The organism is Rathayibacter sp. VKM Ac-2754 (assembly GCF_009807095.1).
Lineage (GTDB): Bacteria > Actinomycetota > Actinomycetes > Actinomycetales > Microbacteriaceae > Rathayibacter.
Map to the genome: position 1 here is coordinate 18,704 of NZ_WUCC01000008.1, position 21,277 is coordinate 39,980.

Consider the following 21,277-nt stretch of genomic DNA (forward strand, 5'->3'; position numbering starts at 1 on the left):
GAGGGGGGCCTCCCATGCTAGGCGACGCTCGACGGCGCGACCTGAGCGTCGACCCCGATCGCCGTTCGCTCACCGCGGACCGCATCCGCCCCGGTCAGTCGATCGGAGTCGCGCCGTCGCAGGTCGGGAGGCCGGAGACGTCCCCGGCGGCGATGCCCTCCAGCGCCGTCAGCGCCTCGTCGAGGGTCGACACGCTCAGCACGTCGAGCCCGTCGGGCACGTGCCCGACGACCTCGCCGCAGTTCTGGCTCGGCGCCAGGAAGTAGGAGGCGCCGGCGTCGACCGCCCCGAACATCTTCTGGCGGATGCCGCCGATCGGCCCGACCTCGCCCGCCGCGTCGATCGTCCCCGTCCCCGCGACCTGCTCGCCTCCGTTGAGGGAGCCCTCGGTGAGCTTGTCGATGATCCCGAGCGCGAACATCATCCCGGCGCTCGGTCCGCCGACGTCGTCGAGCTGGATGTCGACGTCGAAGGGGAAGTCGAAGGTCGCGCCGGCGACGATGCCGATCACCGCGGTCCCCTCGTTGTCGACGGGGGTGACCTGCACGTCCTGCTGGGCCCCGTCGCGCTCGATCGTCAGGGTGACGGGGGCGGTGGTGCCCGACTTCTGGACCGCATCCCGCAGCGCGGCGACGTCGGCGACGGCCGCACCGTCCACCGCGACGACCTCGTCGCCGGGCTCGAGCACGCCTGTCGAGGGCGAGCCGTCGGGCAGCTGGGCGACCGAGACCCTCTGCCCCACGGGATAGCCGAGATCGGTGAGCGCCGCCGCGATCGCCTCCTGCTGCGAGTCGGTCATCTCGGCCTGGTTGGCCTCGTCGCGCTCCTCGACTGTCGTCGCCGCGGGGAAGATCTGCTCCACGGGCACGACGGCCTTGGTGCGGTCGAACCAGGCGCTCGCGACCTCGACCCAGTTGGGCAGGCTCTCGGGGTTGCCGACGACCGAGACGGTGAGCATGTCGAGCGTGCCCGTCGTGGGGTAGGTGGTCTCGTCGGGGATGGAGATGAGGGGCACGTCGTCGCCGCTCGTGCCGAGGGTGTCGAAGACGGGGCCCGGCTGCTCGATCACGTAGGGCGCCGGAGCGACGCCGAGGGCGACGACCAGGGCGACTCCCGAGAAGAGGACGGCCGGTCCGACCCAGGCGCGTCGACCGCGCGGGGCGGAGGAGCGCGGGTCGTCGGAGAAGAGCGACACGGGGGCCTTCCTGACGGCGATTGCTGAGCGGCTCCGCCGGGATGTTCGCGGCGGGCGGAAGCGGTTCGGGCGGGGACGGTCGTCTTCACGCCGTCGCCCAGGACGCTCGGGCTAACGTAGCCTGCACGACTGGGAGTCGCGTCACCATCGAGGCACGACCCTCCGTCCAGGCCCGTGACGGGCCGTTCGATCCGAACGACGGAAGGGCTGATCCCCATGGCCGAAGGCGACAGCGCAGACCGGATGGGCGGCGGCTCCGAGGACGAGTTCCGCGAGATGCTCCGGCAGTTCCTCTCGGGCAACGGCCCGATCGACCCCTCGCAGCTCGCCGGGGCGGCGGGACTCCCGAACGACCCGGTCGCCCTGCAGAACCTGCTCTCGCAGCTGCAGAGCGCGATGCAGCAGAGCGGCGACGGCGGCATCAACTGGTCGCTCGCTCTCGAGCAGGCGAAGCAGATCGCCCGGGCCGACTCGACCCCCGTCTCCGACAGCGTCCGCGGGCCGATCGACGGGGCCTTCGGAGTCGCGGCCCTGTGGCTCGACGAGGTCGCCTACGTCTCGGAGCTGACCCGTCCGCCGCGCTCGCTCAGCCGGCTCGAGTGGATCGCCCTGACCATGCCCGTCTGGACGCAGCTCGCCGAGCCGGTCGCCCTGAGCATCTCGGACGCCCTCACCGGCGTGATGCGCGACCAGGCCCCGGAGGAGATGCGGGAGATGATCGCGGGCGCCGAGAACATGATGCGGGGCATCGGCGGCACGCTCTTCGCGCTCCAGCTCGGCCAGGTCGTCGGACAGCTCGCGGCCGAGGTCGTCTCGGGCGGCGACATCGGCATCCCGCTGCTCGAGGAGAACGACGCCGCGATCCTCCCGCAGAACGTCGCGGCCTTCGGCGAGGGACTCGACATCCCGGTCGACCAGGTGCAGATCTACCTCGCGGTCCGCGAGCTCGCTCACGCCCGCCTCTTCCGGCACGGCAAGTGGCTCCGGCTCGCGCTCATCTCGCAGATCACCGACTTCGCCCGCGGGATCAGCATCGACACCACCCGCCTCGAGGAGCTCGCCGAGAACTTCGACCCCTCGAACCCCGAGGAGCTGCGCGACGCGATGACCAGCGGCGCGCTCATCCCGCCGAAGACCGAGGAGCAGCTCGCTGCGCACGGACGGCTCGAGACCGTGCTCGCGCTGATCGAGGGCTGGGTCGACGTCGTGACCGCCGCCGCGACCACGCGGCTGCCGAGCGCGGGTGCGATCGCCGAGACGGTGCGCCGCCGCCGCGCCGCCGGCGGCCCCGCCGAGTCGGCGTTCGCGACGCTCGTCGGTCTGGAGCTGCGCCCGCGGCGCCTCCGCGAGGCCGCCGCGATGTGGCAGGCCGTGACCGACGCGGTCGGACCGGAGGCGCGCGACGCCCTGTGGTCGCACCCCGACCTGCTGCCGGGATCGGACGACCTCGACGACCCGGCCGCGCTCGTCGCGCGGCTGACCGCCGAGGCTCGCGGCGAGACTCCGGAGCCCGACGAGATGGACATCGCCCTCGAGGAGCTGCTGAACGGCACGACTCCCCCGGCCGACGGCGACGAGCAGGGGCCGACGGGCGACCGCCCGGTCTGAGCCGGTCCGCTCGGCCTGAGCTCTTCCGCTCGGGCCGGTCGACTCCGCGGGCCTGTGGACAACTCGAGCGGAGGATCGCGCGCCTGGGCCATGATCGCCCGATGGTCCTCCGGCTCGATCCCCGCTACCCGCTCCTCTGGCGCTCGGCGACCGCGATGCAGGTCGGACTCGACCATCCGCACGTCGTCCTCGAGGGGATCGGCTACGCCGAGGAGCTGCTGCTGCACGCCCTGCGTCTCGGGACCAGCGCGGGGACGGCGCGGCTGATCGCGCGGCGGGCCGGCGCCTCCGAGGCCCGGATCGAGCACGTGCTCGCAGCGCTGCGCCCGGTGCTGCTGCGGAGCATCGACCCGGAACCGCCGGTGTCGCCGCGGATCGTCGTCGAGGGAGTCGGAGCCGCGGCCGACGCGCTCCGGACCCTCCTGCGCGGCGAGGGCTGCGATCTGGTGCCCGAGGACGCGGTGCCGGACCTGGCCGTGCTCGTCGCCGACTTCGCCGTGGCTCCAGCGCGAGCGGCGCACTGGCTCGCGGCCGACGTGCCGCACCTCCCGCTGGTCTTCGGCGACGAGTCGGTGCGACTAGGCCCCCTGGTCGAGCCGGGGCGAGGCCCGTGCCTGCACTGCGCCGACCGCGATCGCATCGACCTCGACCCGGACTGGCCGAGGCTGATCATCCAGGTGCTCGGGAGGACGGCCCCGACGCGGACTCCGCTGGCGAGTGCCGCACTGGCGGTCGCAGCGGCCGACGCCGCGCTGCGCCGAGTGCTCGCCGGCTGGACCGGGCTGAGCCGCTCGGTCAGGACCTACTCCGACGCGTCGGGGGCGTTCAGCGAGCGCCCGCTGGAGCCGCACCGCGACTGCGCGTGCCGGAGTCTCGGGGGCCCGCCTCGCGAGAGATCGCCGGTCGGGGGCCGATCTCGGCGAGGAACCGCGACGGCTCCCTCCGCGTGACCCGCCCGACCGTCGAGGCCGACCACGAGAGCCGCAGCCGGCGCCGGGCGCGGGTGATGCCGACGTAGAGGAGGCGGCGCTCCTCGTCGATCGCCTCGAGGCCGTTCGCGTACGAGATGGGGACGAGCCCCTCCGCGAGCCCCATCAGATGCACGGAGTCCCACTCGAGGCCCTTGGCCGAGTGGAAGGTCGCAAGCGTCACCGCCGCGCGATCGGGCTCGTGGTGCCCCTGCTGCCGGGCGAGCAGGTCGTCGGTGAACTGCTTGAAGGTCCACTCGGCCGGGGCCTCGTCGACGAGACGGGCGAGGGTGTCGAGCGACTCCCAGCGATCGCGGACCGCCCCGGGGGCGCTCGGAGGCTCCGCGCTCCAGCCGAGCGAGCGCAGCACGTCGCTCACCGACTTGAACAGCGGCTCCCCCGCGATCGACACCGAGGCGGCGCGCAGCTGCATGACGGCCTGCTTCACCTCGGGCAGGTCGAAGAAGCGCTTGCCCCCGCGCATGTGGGCGCTGACTCCCCGCTCGCCGAGGGCGTGCTCGATCACCGCCGACTGCGAGTTGGTGCGGAAGAGGACGGCGATGTCGGAGGGGCGGATGCCCGCCTCGATGTCCGCGGCCACGCGCGCGGCGATGCCCCGAGCCTCCGCGATGTCGTCGGGGTACGCGTCGACGCTCGGCTCCGGCGCCTCGGCGGGCTGGACGGAGTGCAGGACGAGCGCGCCCGGGCGCCCGCGCATCAGCCGGTTCGCGGTCTGCACGATCGGAGGCGCCGAGCGGTAGTTCTCCTCGAGCCGCACCACGGTGGCCGCGGGCCAGCGCGACGCGAAGTCGAGGAGGTAGTCGGCCTTCGCGCCCGCGAACGAGTAGATCGTCTGGCTGGCATCGCCGACGACGCACAGATCGCTCCGATCGCCGAGCCAGAGCTCGAGCAGCCGCTGCTGCAGCGGCGAGACGTCCTGGTACTCGTCGACGACGAAGAAGCGGTACTGCTCGCGGACCTGCATCGCCATCGCCGGCTCCGACTCGAGCATCCCCGCCGTGACGAGGAGGACGTCCTCGAAGTCGATCTGGCGGCGCTGGTCCTTGAGTCCCTCGTACTCCTCGACCAGCGCGATCGTCTGGTCGAGGGTCAGCCGCCCGGGCTGCGCGCGGGTGCGCGCGGCGACCGCGTACTGCTCGAGCGAGAGCGCCGAGACCTTGCGCCACTCGATCTCGGCCGAGAGGTCGCGGAGGGTCGCGGTGTCGAGCTTGAGGCGGAGCCGCTCGGCCGCGTGCCCCAGCATCCGGGCCTTGTTGTCGAGCAGCTGCGGCATCGTGCCGCCGACGAACTGCGGCCAGAAGTAGCTCAGCTGCGAGAGCGCGGCCGCGTGGAACGTGCGGGCCTGGACGCCTCCGGCGCCGAGCACCCGGAGTCGGGTGCGCAGCTCGGCGGCCGAGCGGCTGGTGAAGGTCAGCGCCATCACCCGGCCGGGCGTGTAGACGCCGGTCGCGACGCCGTGCGCGATCCGGTGCGTGATGGTGCGGGTCTTGCCCGTGCCCGCGCCCGCGAGGACGCAGACCGGGCCGAGCAGCGCCTCCGCCGCCTCGCGCTGCCCCTCGTCGAGCCCGTCGAGGAGGCTCACGCGAGGATCGGACCGTTCTCCAGCTCGCCCCCGTACCAGTCCTCGATCATCGCGCGGGCGATGGAGGAGCGGCCGGGCAGCAGCACCGACTCGAGCGAGTCGTGCAGCTGCTGGCGGGTGAACCAGCGCAGATCGACGATCTCCTCGCCGTCGGGCTTCAACGCGGCGGGCGCCTGGTCGGGCGCGAGTCTGGCGGTGAAGCCGATCATCAGCGAGGCAGGGAACGGCCAGGGCTGCGAGCCGAGGTACTGCGGGTCGACCACGCGCATCCCCGACTCCTCGAAGATCTCGCGGACGACGGCCGCCTCGAGCGACTCGCCCGGCTCGACGAAGCCGGCGAGGAGCGAGAACCGGTCGGCGCCCCACATCGCGTTCGAGCCCAGCAGGAGGCGGTCGTCGTCGTCGAGGACGCAGACGATGATCGCGGGGTCGGTCCGCGGGAAGACCTGGCTGCCATCGGTGGGCGAGCGGCGCACCCAGCCGCCCTGCTCGACGACGGTGGGGTCGCCGTTGCGGGGCGAGTAGCCGTGGGAGGCGTGCCAGTTGACGATCGCGAGCGCCTCGGTGAAGAGACCCGCATCGCGGTCGCTGAGCTTCTCGGCGATCGGGCGCAGCCCGCTCCAGCGCTCCTCGTCGGGCTCGAGCTCGGCGGCCGCCGCGTCGGTGAGCACCGTCGCGATGACGGGAGTGCCGGCGGGCTCCCCCTCGGCGTCGACGGTGGTGCGGCCGAGGTAGACGCGGAGCGTGCCCGCCGTGACGTCCTGGACGCTGCGGAGCACGAGCCGGTCGCCGTCGACCAGGGCCCTGTCCTTCCAGAGCGGCAGCACCCGCGTCGTCTCGTCCCCGAGGAGCTCGTCGTAGAGCGCGGGACGCGCCCGGGTCAGGTAGTCGCGATCGGCGGCCTGGCGCGAGAGCGGGAGGCGATCGGCGAAGGACAGCGGCATGCGTGGCTCTTTTCCAGGGGATGACGTCAGGGGTGCGACGGCGCAGTCCGGGGCTCCGGCCACCGCCTCCGCGACCGCCGGCATCGGCGGGAGTGCGCGTGGCGATCGGGGTGGTCGGGCGTCGAGCGACCTAACCTAGAACCCATGGCCAGATCCCACCTCACTCTAGCCGCGCTGGCCACTTCGGCCGTCGAGGGCCTCGACGTCCGCACCGCGCGCCCGTTCACCCACTCGACGCACGGCGACTTCGACTCCGCCCTCCTGACCACACGCGACGGCGCCCGGCTGGTCGTGCGGGTCCCCACCTCCGCTCTGGCCGAGCAGGAGCAGCTCGGCGACCTCGTCGCCCTGCGCGCGCTCACCGCCGGCATCCGCAGCCGGCTGCCTTTCGATCTGCAGGCGAGCGTCGGCCAGACCACGTTCGACGGCACTCGCGCCGTCGTCTACGAGTACCTCGACGGCGACCGCGTCCTGATCGACGACGTCGCCCCCTCGAGCGGGCTCGCCGACTCCGTGGGCCGGGCGATCGGAGCGATCCACTCGCTGCCGGCCTCGTTCGTTCAGGAGGCGGGACTGCCCGTCTCGTCCGCCCGAGACAGCGTGAACGAGACGGTCGCCGTCATCGAGCGCGCGGCCGACACCGGCCACGTGCCCGCCGCTCTGGTCGCCCGTTGGGAGTCCGCCTCGTCGGACGACTCCCTGTGGCAGTTCGATCCGACGGTCGTGAACGGCTCGATGACCTCCGACTCCTTCCTCCGCTCCGGCGAGGTCGTCACAGGCGTGCTCGGCTGGGCGGCGCTGCGGGTGGGCGATCCCGCGCGCGATCTGCACTGGCTCCTCAGCGCGCCCGACTCGGGCACGGCCCTGTCGGCGTACGCCCGGATGCGGGCCGGCGCCGTCGACCGCGCGGTCCGTCAGCGCGCTCAGCTCTACGCCGAGCTCGAGCTCGCGCGCTGGCTGCTGCACGGCACCGAGACCGGCGACGCCACGATCGTCGACGACGCGGTCGGCATGCTCGACACGCTCGTCGACAGCGTGCTCGGCGACCTGTCGGCTCCGCTCTCGACCGACACCGGCCCGGTGCTCGAGGTGTCGGAGGTGGAGGAGCTGCTGAACCGCACGCCGGGCGCCCGCACCGACTCCTCCGCTCACGGCCGCGGGCTGGCCCCCGTGGCCGAGGAGAGCGACTCCGCGAGCTCCCGCTCCGAGTAGAACCGCTCGGGGCGCAGCACGAGGTCGTCGGCGATGAAGTAGAACACGGCGTCGACGCTCTCGAGCGGGACGCCGCGCCACCGCGCGAAGGCCAGGCGGTAGAGCGCCAGCTGGAACTGCTTGAGCTCGAGATCGGCGGCGTCCTTCGGGGCGCGTCCGGTCTTCCAGTCGACGATCTGGTGGCCGTCCGCCGTCGGGTACACCGCGTCGAGCTTGCAGACGACGACGTGACCCGCGAGCTGCAGGTGGATCTCGATCTCGACGGCCTCCGGTCGCCGGTCGGCCCACTCCGAGCGCTCGAAGGTCTCGATGAGCGCGGCGAGCTGCTCGTGCTCGATGCTCGTGCCGCCGGTGCCGTCGAGCTCGTCGGGGAAGGTGTCGACCGCCTCCGCGCCGCCCTGGACCCCGAAGCGATTCTCGACCCAGGAGTGGAAGGTCGTGCCGAGGCGCGTCTGCCGGTAGGGCCGCTCGGGCATGGGCCGGCGCAGCTGCGCGGTGACCTCGGCGGGGGTGCTCACGATGTCCTTGAAGCGCGACGCGGGGATGCGGGTGGGGAGGGCGACGCGCTCGCCGCCGCTCAGGCGCACCGCCCGCTCGGCGAGGAGGAGGCGGATGTCGTTCCCGCGCGCGCCGACGAGAGCGGGCTCGGCGAGGCGGACGCGCTCGGCGGCGGCGCGGACGCGGTCGCCGCGGGCTCCGAGCGGGTCGTGGGGCCAGCGGAAGGTGCGCGGCGCCTGCTCGAGCGGGTTCTCGAGGTTCTGCGGCTCGGGCGGGAGCTCGGGGATCGTGTCGGCGTCCGCGAGGTCGCGGAGGAACACCCCGGGACCGCGGGGCTTCGACTGGCCGGCCCACCACGACCCGCTGAGCAGCAGGCGGTGCCGTGCGCGGGTGACGGCGACGTAGGCGAGGCGGCGCTCCTCCGACTCGTTGCGCTCGCGCAGGGTGTCGCCGAACGCGGTCATCGCGTCGACCACCTCCTTCTGCGTCGCGCAGCCGCGCCAGGCGAGATCGGGCAGCTCGGCGGCGTCGCCCCGGAAGGCGTAGGGCATCGCTCCGAGCCGCACCCAGCCGCGGAAGCCCTCGATCGGCGTACCCGGGAGCTCGCCGTCGACGAGTCGGGGCACCGCAACGAGATCCCACTCGAGGCCCTTCGACCCGTGGATCGTGAGCAGCTGCACGGTGCCGGGCTCCGGATCCTCGGGGCGCGGGGCCAGGCCGTCGCGCTTGTCGGCGAGGACCAGCCAGCGGAGGAAGCCGCGCAGCGAGGATCCGGTGCCGGCGCCGCGGTCGTCGGTCTGCAGGTAGCCCGCCGCCGCCTCGCGGAACGCCTCGAGGTTGGCGCGGCCGTCGCCGCGGGTCTCGTTCGCCTCGACCTCGATGTCGAGACCGAGCTCCTGCTCGACCAGGGTCACGAAGTCGAGCAGGTCGAGCCCGGCGCGGGCGCGGAGGCGGGCGAAGAGGCTCCCCGCGTCGTGCAGGCGCCGGAGCCCCTCCTCGCTGAAGGCGCTCAGGGCGGAGTGGTCGAGCCGGCCGTCCTCTCCCGGGCGCCGCGCGGCGATGAAGTCGAGCGCCTCGACGATCGAGCCGCCCTCGCCCTCGGTGACGGAGGCGCGCATCCGCTCGCGGACCTCCTCGGGCAGCAGGCGGTGCGCGTGGTCGCGGGAGGCGAGCCAGGAGGCGAGGTCGCGCAGCGCCTTCAGGTCGCGGACGCCGAGGCGCCAGCGGGCCCCGGCGAGCAGGCGCACGAGCTCGCTGCCGGCCGCCGGATCGTCGACGACCGTCAGCGCGGCGACGAGGTCGGCGATCTCGGGCTGCCGCAGCAGGCCGCCGATGCCGAGGATGTGGTAGCGGACGCCGTGCCGCGAGAGTGCCGCGGCGAAGCGGTCCATGTGGGCGCGCACCCGGAACAGCGCCGCCGCCGACGGTGGCTCGGGAGTCTCGGCCAGGCGTCCGGCGAACCACCGCGCGACGTCGTCGGCCTCCTCGTCGATCGTCTCGGGGAACGTCAGCTCGACCGGGTGACCGCTCGCGCCGGGGCCCGCGGCCAGCCGGTCGACGGGCACCGCGCTCCCGGCGGCGAGGGGCGCGACGATCGCGTTCGCGGCGGCGAGCACTCCGTGGCCGTTCCGCCAGCTGGTCGAGAGGGAGAAGCGGTGCGCCGAGCCGAAGTCGGCGGCGAAGCGCCCGAGGCCCTCCGCGCTGGCCCCCCGCCAGCCGTAGATCGACTGGTGCGGATCGCCGACGGCCATCACACTCTGCTCGGCGAACAGCCGGGCGAGCAGGCGGGTCTGCAGCACGGAGGTGTCCTGGTACTCGTCGAGGAGCACGACGCGGTAGCGGGCGCGGTGCTCGTCGATGATCCGGGGGACGCGCTCGGTGATGCGCAGGGCGAGGGCGACCTGGTCCGAGAACTCGACGAAGCCCCGGTCGGCCTTCGCCTCCTGGAAGCGCTCGGCGAGTGCCGTCAGCACGGGCAGCGCCCCGACCGCTTGCAGGGCGCGCTCGAGCTCGCGGTACATCCCGCTGCCGCTCGAGCCGCGGGGCAGCTCTCCGAGCCGGAGGAAGTCCTCGGCGAAGGCGGCGACCTCGCCGGGGTCGGCGAGGTTGTCGGCGAGGTCGTGGGCGAGCGAGACCACGAGATCGGTCAGCCGGTCGAGGCTCGCCTCGACCTCGAGGATCCGCGGGTCGACCGTGTCGGCGACGACGCCGCGGGCGAGGTGCCAGGCCGACGCCTCGGACAGGACCGTCGCGTCGCCCTCGCGGCCGATCAGCGCGGCGTTGTCTCGGAAGATCGTGTTGGCGAAGGCGTTGTAGGTCGAGACCGTCGCCGCCTCGAACGGATCGGGCGCGGTCTGCCCTGGGGCGAGCGGCAATAGGCCCGCCGCGCCGAGCTGGTCGATGCGACGGCCGATCCGCTCGCCGAGCTCGGCGGCGGCCTTGCGGGTGAAGGTCAGCCCGAGGACGTCGGACGGCGCCGCCAGCCCGTTGGCCAGCAGCCACAGCACGCGGTTCGCCATCGTCTCGGTCTTGCCGCTGCCCGCTCCGGCGACCACGAGGGCCGGCGCGAGCGGCGCCTCGATGACGGCGCGCTGCTCGGCGGTGGGCGGGCGCAGGTCGAGGCGCTCGGCGATGGTCAGGGCGTCGATCACGGCTGCTCCTCCTCCTCGTCGTGGGGCTCGTCGTCGTGGGGCTCGTCGTCGTCGGGCTGGTCGTCGTCCCGGTCGACGCGGAGGAGCTTGTCTCCCGACACCTCCGGCACCGCGTGGATCCGGTAGCGCAGCGCATCGCCGGGTGAGAAGGGCACGGCGTCGAGCAGGCCCGAGAACTCGGCCGCCGCCATGCCGACCGCCGCGGCCACGACGCGCTCGCGCAGGCGGGCGAGCTCCTCCTCGCCGAAGCGCGGCTGCTCGACCTCGCGGTAGGTCTTCCCGCGGACCCCCTTGGCGACGAAGAGCAGCTTGGCACCGCCCTCGGCCGCCGAGCCCGCCGCCTCGATCGCTCCGCTCGCGACCGCGAGCTGGTAGCTGCCGAGCTGAGCGTGATCGGCGATGTCGGCCTGCCGGGGCGTGCTGCGCCCGGTCTTGAGGTCGACGATCGTCACCGCGCCGTCGCGATCGCGCTCGACCCGGTCGATCGAGCCGCGCACCCGCGCCGGCGGCACTTCGATCTCGAACTGCTGCTCGCGGCCGAGCACCTCGCCACCGGCGCGCTCGAAGTCGGCGAGGTAGTCGGCGAGCCCCTCGACCAGTCGCCGGGTGAGGCGCTTCTGCCGCTCCCCCAGCCACGGCGACTCGAACACGAGCTCGGGCCAGCGCGCCTCGAGGGCCGACCACAGCGCCTCGGTGTCGGGCTCCTCGGCGTTCTCGAGCACCCAGTGCACGAGCGTGCCGACGCCCATCGCGGTGCTCGTCGTCGAGCCGGAGACGGCATCGACGAACCAGTCGAGCGGCGACTTCTCGAAGGCCTCGAGGCGGCTGGGCGACACCGAGACGGGACGCTCGGGATCGTCGAGGTCGAACAGCGGCTCGCTCGTCGAGGGCTCGAGCACGCCGTACCAGGAGGAGGGGTCGGCCCCCGCGACCTCAGCGAGCGCGAGGGCGCGCAGCCCGCGGATCGCCGAGGGCGCCTCGGCGGAGTTCGGGGTGGTCGCCGTCCGGCGGAGCCCCGCGACGGCCCCCCGCAGCGTCAGCGGCACGGCGGACGCGGCATCCAGGCGCGGCGCGTCGGGAGGGGTGAGCCGGAAGAAGAGGGACGGAGTCTCGTCCTCGCCCGCGACCGCGCTCAGCACGAGCTGGCGCCGGGCGCGGGAGGCGGCGAGGACGAACATCCGCAGCTCGTCGTCGAGCGTCGCCTTGCGGGCGTCGAGCGGCAGGGCGCCCTCGCCCCGCGAGGCGCGGACGAGGCCGTCGGGGTCGAGGAGCGAGCCGCGCTGCCGGAGGTTCGGCCACACGCCGTCCTGGAGCCGCGCGATCACGATCACGTCGAACTCGAGGCCGACGACCGAGGAGGGCGTGCCGATGAGCACGGCGTCCTCGAGCGAGCGGGGGGCGAGCGAGTCCTCCGGCACCTCTGCCTCGAGGATCTCGGTGACGAATCCGGCCGCGGAGTCGCCCGCCGCGCGCTCGACGAAGCGGCGCGCGGCGCTGAACAGAGCGACGACCCCGTCGAGGTTGCGGTTCGCCTCGGCAGCGGTGAGCCCCGTGCCGAGCGAGAGCTCGCGCCAGGACGACGCGACTCGGCTCGACTCCCAGGCCGACCACAGCAGCTCCTCGATCGATCCGCCCTCGTCGTGGAGGCGGCGCACCCTGTCGATCGAGACGGCCAGGCGCTCGGCCTGCCGGGCGGGCGCGGAGTCGATGGTGGCGAAGCGACCGGGGGCCGACAGCGCCTCGACGAGGAGCGGATCGCTCGCGCGGATCCCGTCGCCCGCGAGCTCCTCGGCACGCAGTGCGAGCCGGAGGCGCCGCAGCCCGAGGCGGTCGACGCCGCCGAAGGGCCCGAGCAGCAGCTCCGCGGCGAGCTCGGCGTCGAGCGGACGCTCGCCGATCGCCACGCCGACGAGCACGAGCAGCGAGCGTGCAGCGTGGTCGTCGCGGAGCGCCCGGCCGGCCAGCACCGAGCGGGTCGGCACCTCGGCGACCGCGAGCGCCTTCACGAGCGGCTGCACCGCCGCTCCGGAGCGGACGACGACGGCCATCCGCCGCCACGGCACCGCGTCTCGCAGCCGCCGCTCGCGCAGGAGCCGCGCGATCGTGGCCGCCTCGCGCGCGGGCGTCGGCGCGTGCAGGACGAGGACCGGCTGCGGGGCGCCGTCGGGATCGGGTTCGGCCACCGCTGCCCGCTGCCGCCCGGCGGCGGCGGTGCCGATCCGCTCGGTCGCCGCGGTCACGAGGGAGCGCAGCGCCGCCGAGTGGCGGTGCACGCGGTCGAGGACGAGCGTCTCGGCGTCGCGCACGCCGAGGGTGCTCGCGAAGCGGCCGAGCGTGTCGGAGGCGGCGCCGCGGTAGGCGCTCGTGGCCACGTCGGGGTCGCCGAACGCGATCACCGTCACCCCTCGCTCGGCGAGCGCCCGGAGCAGGACGACCGTCGACTCGCTCGCCTCCTGCATGTCGTCGACCACCACGAGACGGAGCGCGCTGATCCGCTCGCCCCCGCCGCCGTCGCGGATCGCCTCGGCCGCGAACGCCGCGAACTCGGCCGCGTCGAGGCGGGTGCCGGCCTCGGGCGCCATCCAGTCGACGACGTCGCGGAGCTCGTCGAGGACCGCCGCCGCCGCAGTCCACTCGCCGCGGTCGGCGTCCACCGCCAACCGGCGGACGGCGGCCGAGTCGAGACCGTGCTCGGTCGCCCGCATGCCGAACTCGCGCAGCTCGGTGCGGAAGGTGCGGAGGCGCAGCACCTCGGGACTGAACTCGTCGGGCCATCGCGGGCCCGTCCCGTCGACGAGGTGCCCCTCGAGCAGCTCGGAGAGCAGGGCGTCCTGCTCTCCGCCCGTCAGGAGCGTCGGCCGCTCGACCCCCCGCTCCTTCGCGGAGGCGGTCACCGCCTCGAACGCCAGCGACGTCGCCGTCCGCGCCAGGGGGCCCCTGGTCGGCACGTCGAGGCGCAGCGCCAGGACATCCCGGAGCGCCGTGGCCGCCGTCCGGCTGGCGGCCAGCACCACGACAGCCTCGGGCGCGTACCCGCGCTCGAGCACCCTCTCGGCCACGAGCTCGACGATCGTCGTCGTCTTGCCGGACCCCGGCGCCCCGAGGACCGCGGCGCTGCGCCCCTCCGGCAGCTCGAGCACCGCACGCTGCGACGCGTCGAGCGGCCCCGGCGCGGTGCCCGCGAGGGGCGGCGCGGAGGGGGCGATCGGAGATCCGGGAGCAGTCACGCGACCACGCTAACGAACACCTCCGACACCGGCGCCGAGCCCGCGGGGCGGCTGATCCGCTCCGCGCCCGACTCGTCCCGCGGCCGCCTGCGCGACACCGATCCGCTCAGCGCGAAACCCGCGTCGGCGCCCTCGCGCGGTGCCGTATCGTGACAGCACGTCCCCTCCCGAAAGGCACTGCTGGTGGAAATCCGTATCGGAATCGTCAACACCCCGCGCGAGCTCAACTTCGAGTCCTCGATGTCCGTGACCGAGGTCGAGAAGACGGTGACCACCGCCCTCGAGGCCGGCACCAAGGTCCTCCGCCTGCGCGACGAGAAGGGCAAGATCTACATCATCCCGACCGAGACCATCGCCTTCGTCGAGGTCGGCTCCGAGGAGTCCCGCCGCGTCGGCTTCGTCGCCTAGCCCCGCGCACCGCGGCGAGCCATGGAACTCCTCTTCGTCACCCTGGGCGGCGTCCTCCTCGGACTCGCCGCGCGCTACGCGCTCCCCCACCGCCACCTGCACGGCTCCGTCGTGGTCCCGGCGGTCGGCGGGATCGTCGCGGCGGTCGTCTGGGTCGCGCTGACCTGGGCGGGGCTCGCATGGGACGGCGGGCTCATCTGGGTGATCACCCTGGTGGCGGCCGCCCTCGCCGTCGTGCTCGTCGATGTGCGCCTCGGGCGAGCCCGCGAGCGCCACGACGAAGCCGCGCTCGAGGCGATGCTCGCGGGCAGGGTCGCGCCCTAGGGCGGAGCCGCCGCAGAAGAGGGACGGGCCGTCGAGATCCTCGACGGCCCGTCCCTCTTCTGCGTCAGGCGGTCAGGCCGAGCGCATCCATCCGTCGCGTGTGCGAGGCGATGAGCTCGGTGAACACCGGCTCGATGCGCGACTCGTCCGAGTCGTGGTTGCCCGATCCCATCAGGGCCGAGCGCGCCACCAGCAGGGTGTCGCCCACGAGGCGCCGCCCCCACACGGCCAGCCGCGAACCGAGCCGGTCGTCTGCGGCGATCTCACGGCGGAGGATCGCGATCAGCCCGTCGATGCCGGTCTCGGCTCCGAGGGTCTGGGCGATCCTCGGGCCCACGTCGTTCGGCAGACCGCCGGTGAGGCGGATGAAGAAGTCGTCCAGCAGCCCCGCGGTGATGTACGCCGACAGCAGCGTCTCGTGCAGGTCGGCGCCGCGCGTCAGGCGCTCGAACGTGTCGATGGCGGGACGGAACGGGGCCATCGCCTCCCCCGGCTCGACCTCGCGGCGGCGCAGCTCGGCGACCACGGCGTGGTGCTTCGCGAGCGCGGTGCCGGCGGCGGCCGAGATGGCCTCCTTGTCGGCGAGGTCCTCCGTCGAGGCGACGGCGCGGGCCAGAGCCTCGAAGATGGCGAGCTGGAGGTACGCCACCTGCCCGAGGTAGGGCACGACCTCGGGGGTCAGATCGGCGAGGTCGACGCGGTCGCGCCGGGTCGAGGACTCCCCGCGCGGAGTGAGGCGAGGGAGGTCGCCGGCGGGACGTCGACGTCGGAACCAGGCTGCCATCCGATCAGTGTAGAGCGCGTCGGCGACGCCTTCCGGGCCCCCGGAGGCGGGTGCCGGTAGACTCGCCGGGACGTCACCGGCGCTGGATCGGTGACCTAAGCGCCCGGAGTCGTACAGGGCGTGGACCGTACAAGACGTAAGGCGCTTCGCTCCGTGACATTCTCCGATCTGAACATCGACGACGACATCGTCGCCGCCCTCGCCTCGAAGGGCATCCTCGAGCCGTTCCCCATCCAGGAGCAGACGATCCCCCTGGCCCTGCAGAAGCAGGACATCATCGGGCAGGCCAAGACCGGCACCGGCAAGACGTTCGGATTCGGCCTGCCGCTGATCCAGGCGCTCGGCACCGACCCCGAGCCCGGCGTCAAGGCGCTCATCGTCGTCCCCACGCGCGAGCTCGCCGTCCAGGTGACCGAGGACATCGAGCTCGCCGCCTCGAACCGGCCGACCAAGATCGTCTCGATCTACGGCGGCAAGGCGTACGAGGGCCAGATCGAGCAGCTCAAGGCCGGCGCCCAGATCGTCGTCGGCACGCCGGGGCGCCTCCTCGACCTCGCCGGTCAGCGCCTGCTGTCGCTCGCGAGCGTCCAGGTGATGGTGCTCGACGAGGCCGACAAGATGCTCGACCTCGGCTTCCTCAGCGACATCGAGAAGCTGTTCGCGCAGACCCCCGCCACCCGCCACACCATGCTGTTCTCGGCGACGATGCCGGGCGCGATCGTGGCTCTGGCCCGCCGCTTCATGAACCGGCCGATCCACATCCGCGCGACCGACCCCGACGAGGGCATCACGCAGGCCAACATCAAGCACATCGTCTACCGGGCGCACTCGCTCGACAAGGACGAGGTCATCGCGCGCATCCTGCAGTCGGAGGGTCGCGGCAAGACCGTCATCTTCACCCGCACCAAGCGCGCGGCCGCCCGCATCGTCGAGGAGCTGAACGACCGGGGCTTCAACGCCGCGGCCGTGCACGGCGACCTCAACCAGGAGCAGCGCGAGAGGGCGATGGCGGCGTTCAAGGCCGGCAAGAAGGACATCCTCATCGCGACCGACGTCGCGGCGCGCGGCATCGACGTGAACGACGTCACCCACGTGATCAACCACACGATCCCCGACGACGACCAGACCTACCTGCACCGCGTCGGGCGCACCGGCCGCGCGGGCAAGACCGGCATCGCCGTGACCTTCGTCGACTGGGAGGACCTGCACAAGTGGGCCCTCATCAACCGCGCCCTCGAGTTCGGCCAGCCCGACCCGGTCGAGACCTACTCGTCGTCGCCGCACCTCTACACCGACCTCGACATCCCCGTCGGGACGAAGGGCCGCCTGAAGCCCACCCCGATCCCCGCCGAGGCCAAGGCCGACGCCCGCCCCGAGCGCTCGACGCGCCAGCGCGAGTCGCGCGAGCCCCGTCGCCGCAGCGCCGACGTCGCTGCCCCGCAGACCGGCCCGGCGCCCTCGAGCGAGAGCAAGGAGCACCACGACGGCAACAGCGCCCCGCGCCGTCGCACCCGCTCCCGCAACCGCGCTCCGCGACCCGACTCTCCCCAGGTCTGACCGGCACCCCTCAGGTCCGACTCACCGAACCGCCCCGCGAGAACTCGTGGGGCGGTTCGTCGTCAGCGGCCGGCCGCGGCGCGGATCGCGTCGACCGTCGCGCGGTCGGTCGTGTTCTCGCCGAGCCGGTTCGGCTTGCCCGTACCGTGGTAGTCGCTCGATCCCGTCGTGACCAGCGAGTAGCGCTCGGCCAGCTCGCGCAGCCTCCGCTTCCCGTCGGGAGTGTTCTCGCGGTGCTCGACCTCGAGCCCGAAGAGCCCGGCCTCGACCAGCTCCGGGAGCATCCGCTCGACGGCGATCCCGCGTGCGCTCGCCGCGGGGTGCGCGATCACCGGCACCCCGCCCGCGGCGCGCACGAGGCGGACGGCGTCGACCGGGTCGGGTGCGTAGTGCGGCTGGAAGTAGCCGCCGCGCCAGTCGAGGATCCCCGCGAACGCGGCGGAGCGGTCGGTGGCGAGTCCGCGCGCGACCAGGGCGTCGGCGATGTGCGGACGGCCGATCGTCGCGCCGGGGCTGGTCTGCGCGAGGACGTCGTCCCAGGTCAGGTCGTAGTCGGCGCCGATGGCGGTGACGATGGCCTCGGCTCGGTGGACGCGCTCGGAGCGGATCCGGGTCGTCTCGGCGAGCAGATCCGGGTCGTCCGGATCGACGAGGTAGGCCAGCACGTGCACGCTCGCCCAGCCGGCCCGCGACGAGAGCTCCATCCCGGGGACGAGCTCGATCCCGGCCTCCTCGGCCGCGGCGATCGCGGCGGGCCAGCCGGCGGTCGAGTCGTGATCGGTCAGCGCCACTCCGGCGAGCCCGGCCGACGCCGCCGCCCGCACGAGGACCTCGGGCGGCTCCGTGCCGTCGGAGACGAGGGAGTGGGTGTGGAGGTCGAACCGGCCTCCCGCGACATGCATGCGGACCATCGTAGACGCGGGTCGGCGGGCCCCTCGGGCCTGGATGCCCTAACCTGAGCCGGGATGGGGACGAGACTGGTGAAGTTCGCGGTGGCAGCCGCGGTGGCGATCGTGCTGATCGTGGTGGCCGCCCCCGGCTTCTTCGGGATCGTCCGGGAGGCGCCCTTCGCGCAGCTCGTGTCGTTCCGGCTGGCCACGGCCCTCGGCGCCGTCGGAGTGGTCGTCGTCCTCGTCGTGATCGCCGTTCTCGTGCGGCCCGTCCGCCGCCTCGCGCTCGCCCTCGGGGCGCTCGGGCTCGCCTTCGCACTGGTCCTCTCGGGTCTCCAGGCCTTCCGCGGCGGCGACTCCACGCCTCCGCGCGCCCACCGCCTCGCCGATCTGCGCGTGCTCAGCTGGAACGTGCTCGACGCGGTACCGGTCGAGACGATCGCCGCCGTCGCGACCGAGAGCGCCGTCGACGCGCTGGCACTGGTCGAGGTCTCGCAGGAGTCGGCGCAGGGGGTCGTCGACGCCCTCGGCGCGGCGGGTCTGCCGATGACCCTGCACTACGCCGCCGGCGACGAGGGGGTCGCGGGGACCGCGCTCCTGCTCGCCGCCTCCCTCGGCAACTACACGGTCGATGCCGAGAGCGTGCCCACCGGGACCCTCGCCTCCCTCGTCGCCCGCCCCGACACCCCCGATCGGCCGGTCATCGCCGCGGTGCACGCGGCGCCGCCGATCCCCGCGCTGATGGACGACTGGAGCAGCGACCTCAGCCGCATCGCCGCCCTCTGCAGCACCGAGGACGACGTCGTCGTGCTCGGCGACCTGAACTCGACACTCGACCACTGGAGCGGGATCCCCGGTACCTCCGATCTGGGCGCCTGCTCCGACTCCGGAGCGCTCGCGAACTCGGCGGCCGTCAGCACCTGGCCGACGTCGCTGCCGGCGCTGCTCGGGGCGCCGATCGATCACGTCCTCTACTCGGGCCGCTGGGACGTATCGGGCTACTCCGTCCTCGACGATCACGACGAGGACGGAAGCGATCACCGTCCGGTCCTCGTCCAGCTCTCGGTGCGCGGGATGGTCAAGGACTCGTCCTAGGGCCTGGTCGTTCGCGGAGGAGGACAATGGACTCCATGACCGACACGGACCAGACGACCGAAGCCCGCTCGACTCCCGACCCCGCCGCCGCACCCACGCCGCGTGCGACGACGAACCGGTCGACGACTCCGGCCTCCGACCGCTTCCGCGACTTCATCGCCTCGGGCTGGGCCGAGCGCGCCGAGCCGCTCCCCGAGCCGCGCGAGCAGGCCGCGTTCGCCGCGCGACGCCGGGAGCGCCTCTCGGCCCTGCACACCGGCGAGCGCATCGTCGTCCCCGCCGGCCGGCTGAAGCAGCGCGCGAACGACACCGACTACCCCTTCCGCGCGCACTCCGCATTCACCTGGCTCACCGGCTGGGGCGCCGACTCCGAGCCGGGCGCCGTGCTCGTGCTCGAGCCGGGCGAGGGCGGTCACACCGCGACGCTCCACTTCCGCGAGCGCGCCGGCCGCGACTCCGACGAGTTCTACGCCAACTCCGAGATCGGCGAGTTCTGGATCGGCCCGCGCCCCTCGCTGGCGCAGGTGTCGAGCGACCTGGGCCTCGAGGCCCGCGGCATCGACGAGCTCGATGCCGTTCTGGACGCCCGCGACGACGTCCCCGTCGCCCTCCTGAGCGAGGCCGACCCGCTGGTGACCGCCCGCCTGCAGCGCGACGGCGGTTCCGAGCGCGACGACGCCCTCGAGCGCGACCTCTCCGAGCTGCGCCTGGTCAAGGACGCCTACGAGATCGCCGAGCTCCGCGCCGCCGTCGCCGCGACCGCCCGCGGCTTCGAGGACGTGCTCTCCGACCTGCCGCGGATCGTCGCGCACGAGCGGGGCGAGCGCCTGATCGAGGGCGTCTTCAACGGCCGCGCCCGCGCCGACGGCAACACGGTCGGCTACGACACGATCGCGGCCGCGGGAGCGCACGCCTGCATCCTGCACTGGACCCGGAACGACGGACCCGTGCGCCCCGGCGACCTGGTCCTGCTCGACGCCGGTGTCGAGCAGGAGAGCTACTACACCGCCGACATCACGCGCACGTTCCCCGTCGACGGGCGATACACCGAGGCGCAGCGCCGGGTGCACGAGACGGTGCGCGAGGCGGCCGACGCGGCCTTCGCGATCGTCCGGCCGGGCATCCGCTTCCGCGAGGTGCACGCCGCCGCGATGGCCGTGATCGCCCGCCGCACCGCCGAGTGGGGCCTGCTCCCCGTCAGCGCCGAGGAGGCTCTCGAGGCCGACAACCAGCAGCACCGCCGCTACATGGTGCACGGCACCAGCCACCACCTCGGGCTCGACGTGCACGACTGCGCGAAGGCCCGGCGCGAGATGTACCTCGACGGCGTCGTCGAGGAGGGCATGGTCTTCACGATCGAACCGGGCCTCTACTTCCAGCCCGATGACCTCACCGTTCCCGAGGAGCTGCGCGGCATCGGCGTGCGGATCGAGGACGACGTGCTGGTGACGTCCGACGGCGCCGAGAACCTCTCGGTCGGCATCCCCCGCTCGGCCGACGACATCGAGGAGTGGATGGCGCGACTCGCGCGCTGACCGCGTCAGGCGGCGAGGGCTCGGCGGACGAACGAGCCCTCGGCCGCGGCGAGCGCGAGGCCCTCGAGCAGGGTCGCGAGCTGGCCGCTCGGCGCGGCGGGATCCTCCGGGTGCCACTGCACCGCCAGCACCGGCGCCGAGCGGTGCTCGATGGCCTCGACGACCCCGTCGTCGGCGACCGCCGCCACCTGCAGCCCGGGGGCCAGCACATCGACCGCCTGGTGGTGCGCGCTCTGCACGGCGAGCTCGTCGGCACCGAAGAGGTCGCCGAGCGAGGTCATGGGCGCGAGGGCGACCGCATGGCGGTGCATCCGCTCGTGCGCGGGGGCCGCGGCGTTCACGTGCGCGGCGTCGGGTCCGAGGTCGGGGACGAGGGTGCCGCCGAGGGCGACGTTGACGATCTGGAGTCCGCGGCAGATCCCGAGCAGCGGGGTGCGGCGGGCGATCGCGCGGTGCACGAGAGCGATCTGCGCGGCGTCGGCCCGCTCGGCGTGCGGTCCCTCGCCCGGGTAGCCGCGCGCCACTCCGTAGCGCTCGGGCGCGATGTCCTCGCCGCCGGCCAGCACGATCGCGTCCGCACCGGCGGTCTGCTCGAGCAGCGCCGCCGAGCCGAGGTCCTCGGCGGCGAAGCGCCGCGCCTCCCAGCCGAGCTCGCGGGCGACGGCGAGGAGGCGGCCGTTCAGGACCTGCACGTAGGCGTGGTACTCGTCGCGACCGGGTCGCGCACGGGTGACCTCCACGATGGCGAGCGTTCCTGGCATGCGTCCCATCCTGGGGC

Annotated in this window: 15 protein-coding genes; 7 read left to right on the plus strand and 8 right to left on the minus strand. The window is 73.8% G+C overall.

All coding sequences use genetic code 11. The features are described from left to right. Positions 1 to 94 precede the first annotated feature (94 nt). Complete coding sequence (locus GRS92_RS13735; protein ID WP_159857337.1) at positions 95 to 1,195, minus strand: YlbL family protein; 1,101 nt, start codon at positions 1,193 to 1,195, stop codon at positions 95 to 97. Positions 1,196 to 1,411: 216 nt separating this feature from the next. On the opposite strand from GRS92_RS13735, the gene GRS92_RS13740 reads away from it, so the two are divergent. Continuing rightward, entirely contained in the window at positions 1,412 to 2,803 is a 1,392-nt protein-coding gene (locus tag GRS92_RS13740; protein ID WP_159857339.1) for a zinc-dependent metalloprotease, read from the plus strand. A gap of 825 nt (positions 2,804 to 3,628) precedes the next feature. Here the strand turns inward: GRS92_RS13740 and GRS92_RS13745 are convergent. Further along, entirely contained in the window at positions 3,629 to 5,374 is a 1,746-nt protein-coding gene (locus GRS92_RS13745; RefSeq protein WP_159857341.1) for an ATP-dependent helicase, read from the minus strand. After that, a complete protein-coding gene (nudC, locus tag GRS92_RS13750; protein WP_159857343.1) occupies positions 5,371 to 6,318 on the minus strand; it encodes an NAD(+) diphosphatase in 948 nt (315 codons plus the stop codon). Before nudC ends, GRS92_RS13745 begins: the two co-directional genes overlap by 4 nt. 144 nt (positions 6,319 to 6,462) lie before the next feature. Between nudC and GRS92_RS13755 the strand changes: the two genes are divergently transcribed. Then, positions 6,463 to 7,530, plus strand: coding sequence for a phosphotransferase (locus tag GRS92_RS13755; protein WP_159857345.1), 1,068 nt, complete (start codon positions 6,463 to 6,465; stop codon positions 7,528 to 7,530). Here the strand turns inward: GRS92_RS13755 and GRS92_RS13760 are convergent. Further along, a complete protein-coding gene (locus tag GRS92_RS13760) occupies positions 7,467 to 10,679 on the minus strand; it encodes an ATP-dependent DNA helicase (protein ID WP_159857347.1) in 3,213 nt (1,070 codons plus the stop codon). The genes GRS92_RS13755 and GRS92_RS13760 overlap by 64 nt on opposite strands. After that, entirely contained in the window at positions 10,676 to 13,906 is a 3,231-nt protein-coding gene (locus GRS92_RS13765; protein WP_159857349.1) for an ATP-dependent DNA helicase, read from the minus strand. Before GRS92_RS13765 ends, GRS92_RS13760 begins: the two co-directional genes overlap by 4 nt. Positions 13,907 to 14,089: 183 nt before the next feature. Between GRS92_RS13765 and GRS92_RS13770 the strand changes: the two genes are divergently transcribed. Next, complete coding sequence (locus GRS92_RS13770; RefSeq protein WP_056042082.1) at positions 14,090 to 14,314, plus strand: DUF3107 domain-containing protein; 225 nt, start codon at positions 14,090 to 14,092, stop codon at positions 14,312 to 14,314. 21 nt (positions 14,315 to 14,335) lie between these two features. Beyond that, entirely contained in the window at positions 14,336 to 14,638 is a 303-nt protein-coding gene (locus GRS92_RS13775; protein WP_159857351.1) for a hypothetical protein, read from the plus strand. Between the two features lie 64 nt (positions 14,639 to 14,702). Here GRS92_RS13775 and GRS92_RS13780 read toward each other — a convergent pair whose 3' ends face one another. Beyond that, positions 14,703 to 15,422, minus strand: coding sequence for a ferritin-like fold-containing protein (locus GRS92_RS13780; protein ID WP_159857353.1), 720 nt, complete (start codon positions 15,420 to 15,422; stop codon positions 14,703 to 14,705). A 153-nt stretch (positions 15,423 to 15,575) separates the two neighbouring features. On the opposite strand from GRS92_RS13780, the gene GRS92_RS13785 reads away from it, so the two are divergent. Beyond that, entirely contained in the window at positions 15,576 to 16,979 is a 1,404-nt protein-coding gene (locus GRS92_RS13785) for a DEAD/DEAH box helicase (protein ID WP_159857355.1), read from the plus strand. A 62-nt stretch (positions 16,980 to 17,041) separates the two neighbouring features. On the opposite strand, the gene GRS92_RS13790 is transcribed toward GRS92_RS13785, so the two are convergent. Next, positions 17,042 to 17,881, minus strand: a complete 840-nt coding sequence (locus tag GRS92_RS13790; RefSeq protein WP_159857357.1) for a PHP domain-containing protein — start codon at positions 17,879 to 17,881, stop codon at positions 17,042 to 17,044. A 63-nt stretch (positions 17,882 to 17,944) separates the two neighbouring features. On the opposite strand from GRS92_RS13790, the gene GRS92_RS13795 reads away from it, so the two are divergent. Together GRS92_RS13795 and GRS92_RS13800 are read left to right on the plus strand one after the other, a co-directional pair. After that, positions 17,945 to 18,964 carry an endonuclease/exonuclease/phosphatase family protein gene (locus tag GRS92_RS13795; RefSeq protein ID WP_159857359.1) on the plus strand — a complete coding sequence of 340 codons (1,020 nt, stop codon included), beginning with the start codon at positions 17,945 to 17,947 and terminating at the stop codon, positions 18,962 to 18,964. 26 nt (positions 18,965 to 18,990) lie between these two features. Then, a complete protein-coding gene (locus GRS92_RS13800; RefSeq protein WP_159857361.1) occupies positions 18,991 to 20,499 on the plus strand; it encodes an aminopeptidase P family protein in 1,509 nt (502 codons plus the stop codon). A 5-nt stretch (positions 20,500 to 20,504) separates the two neighbouring features. Here GRS92_RS13800 and GRS92_RS13805 read toward each other — a convergent pair whose 3' ends face one another. Further along, positions 20,505 to 21,260 (minus strand): gamma-glutamyl-gamma-aminobutyrate hydrolase family protein, encoded by a 756-nt coding sequence (locus GRS92_RS13805; RefSeq protein WP_235022035.1) that lies wholly within the window; start codon positions 21,258 to 21,260, stop codon positions 20,505 to 20,507. Positions 21,261 to 21,277 lie beyond the last annotated feature (17 nt).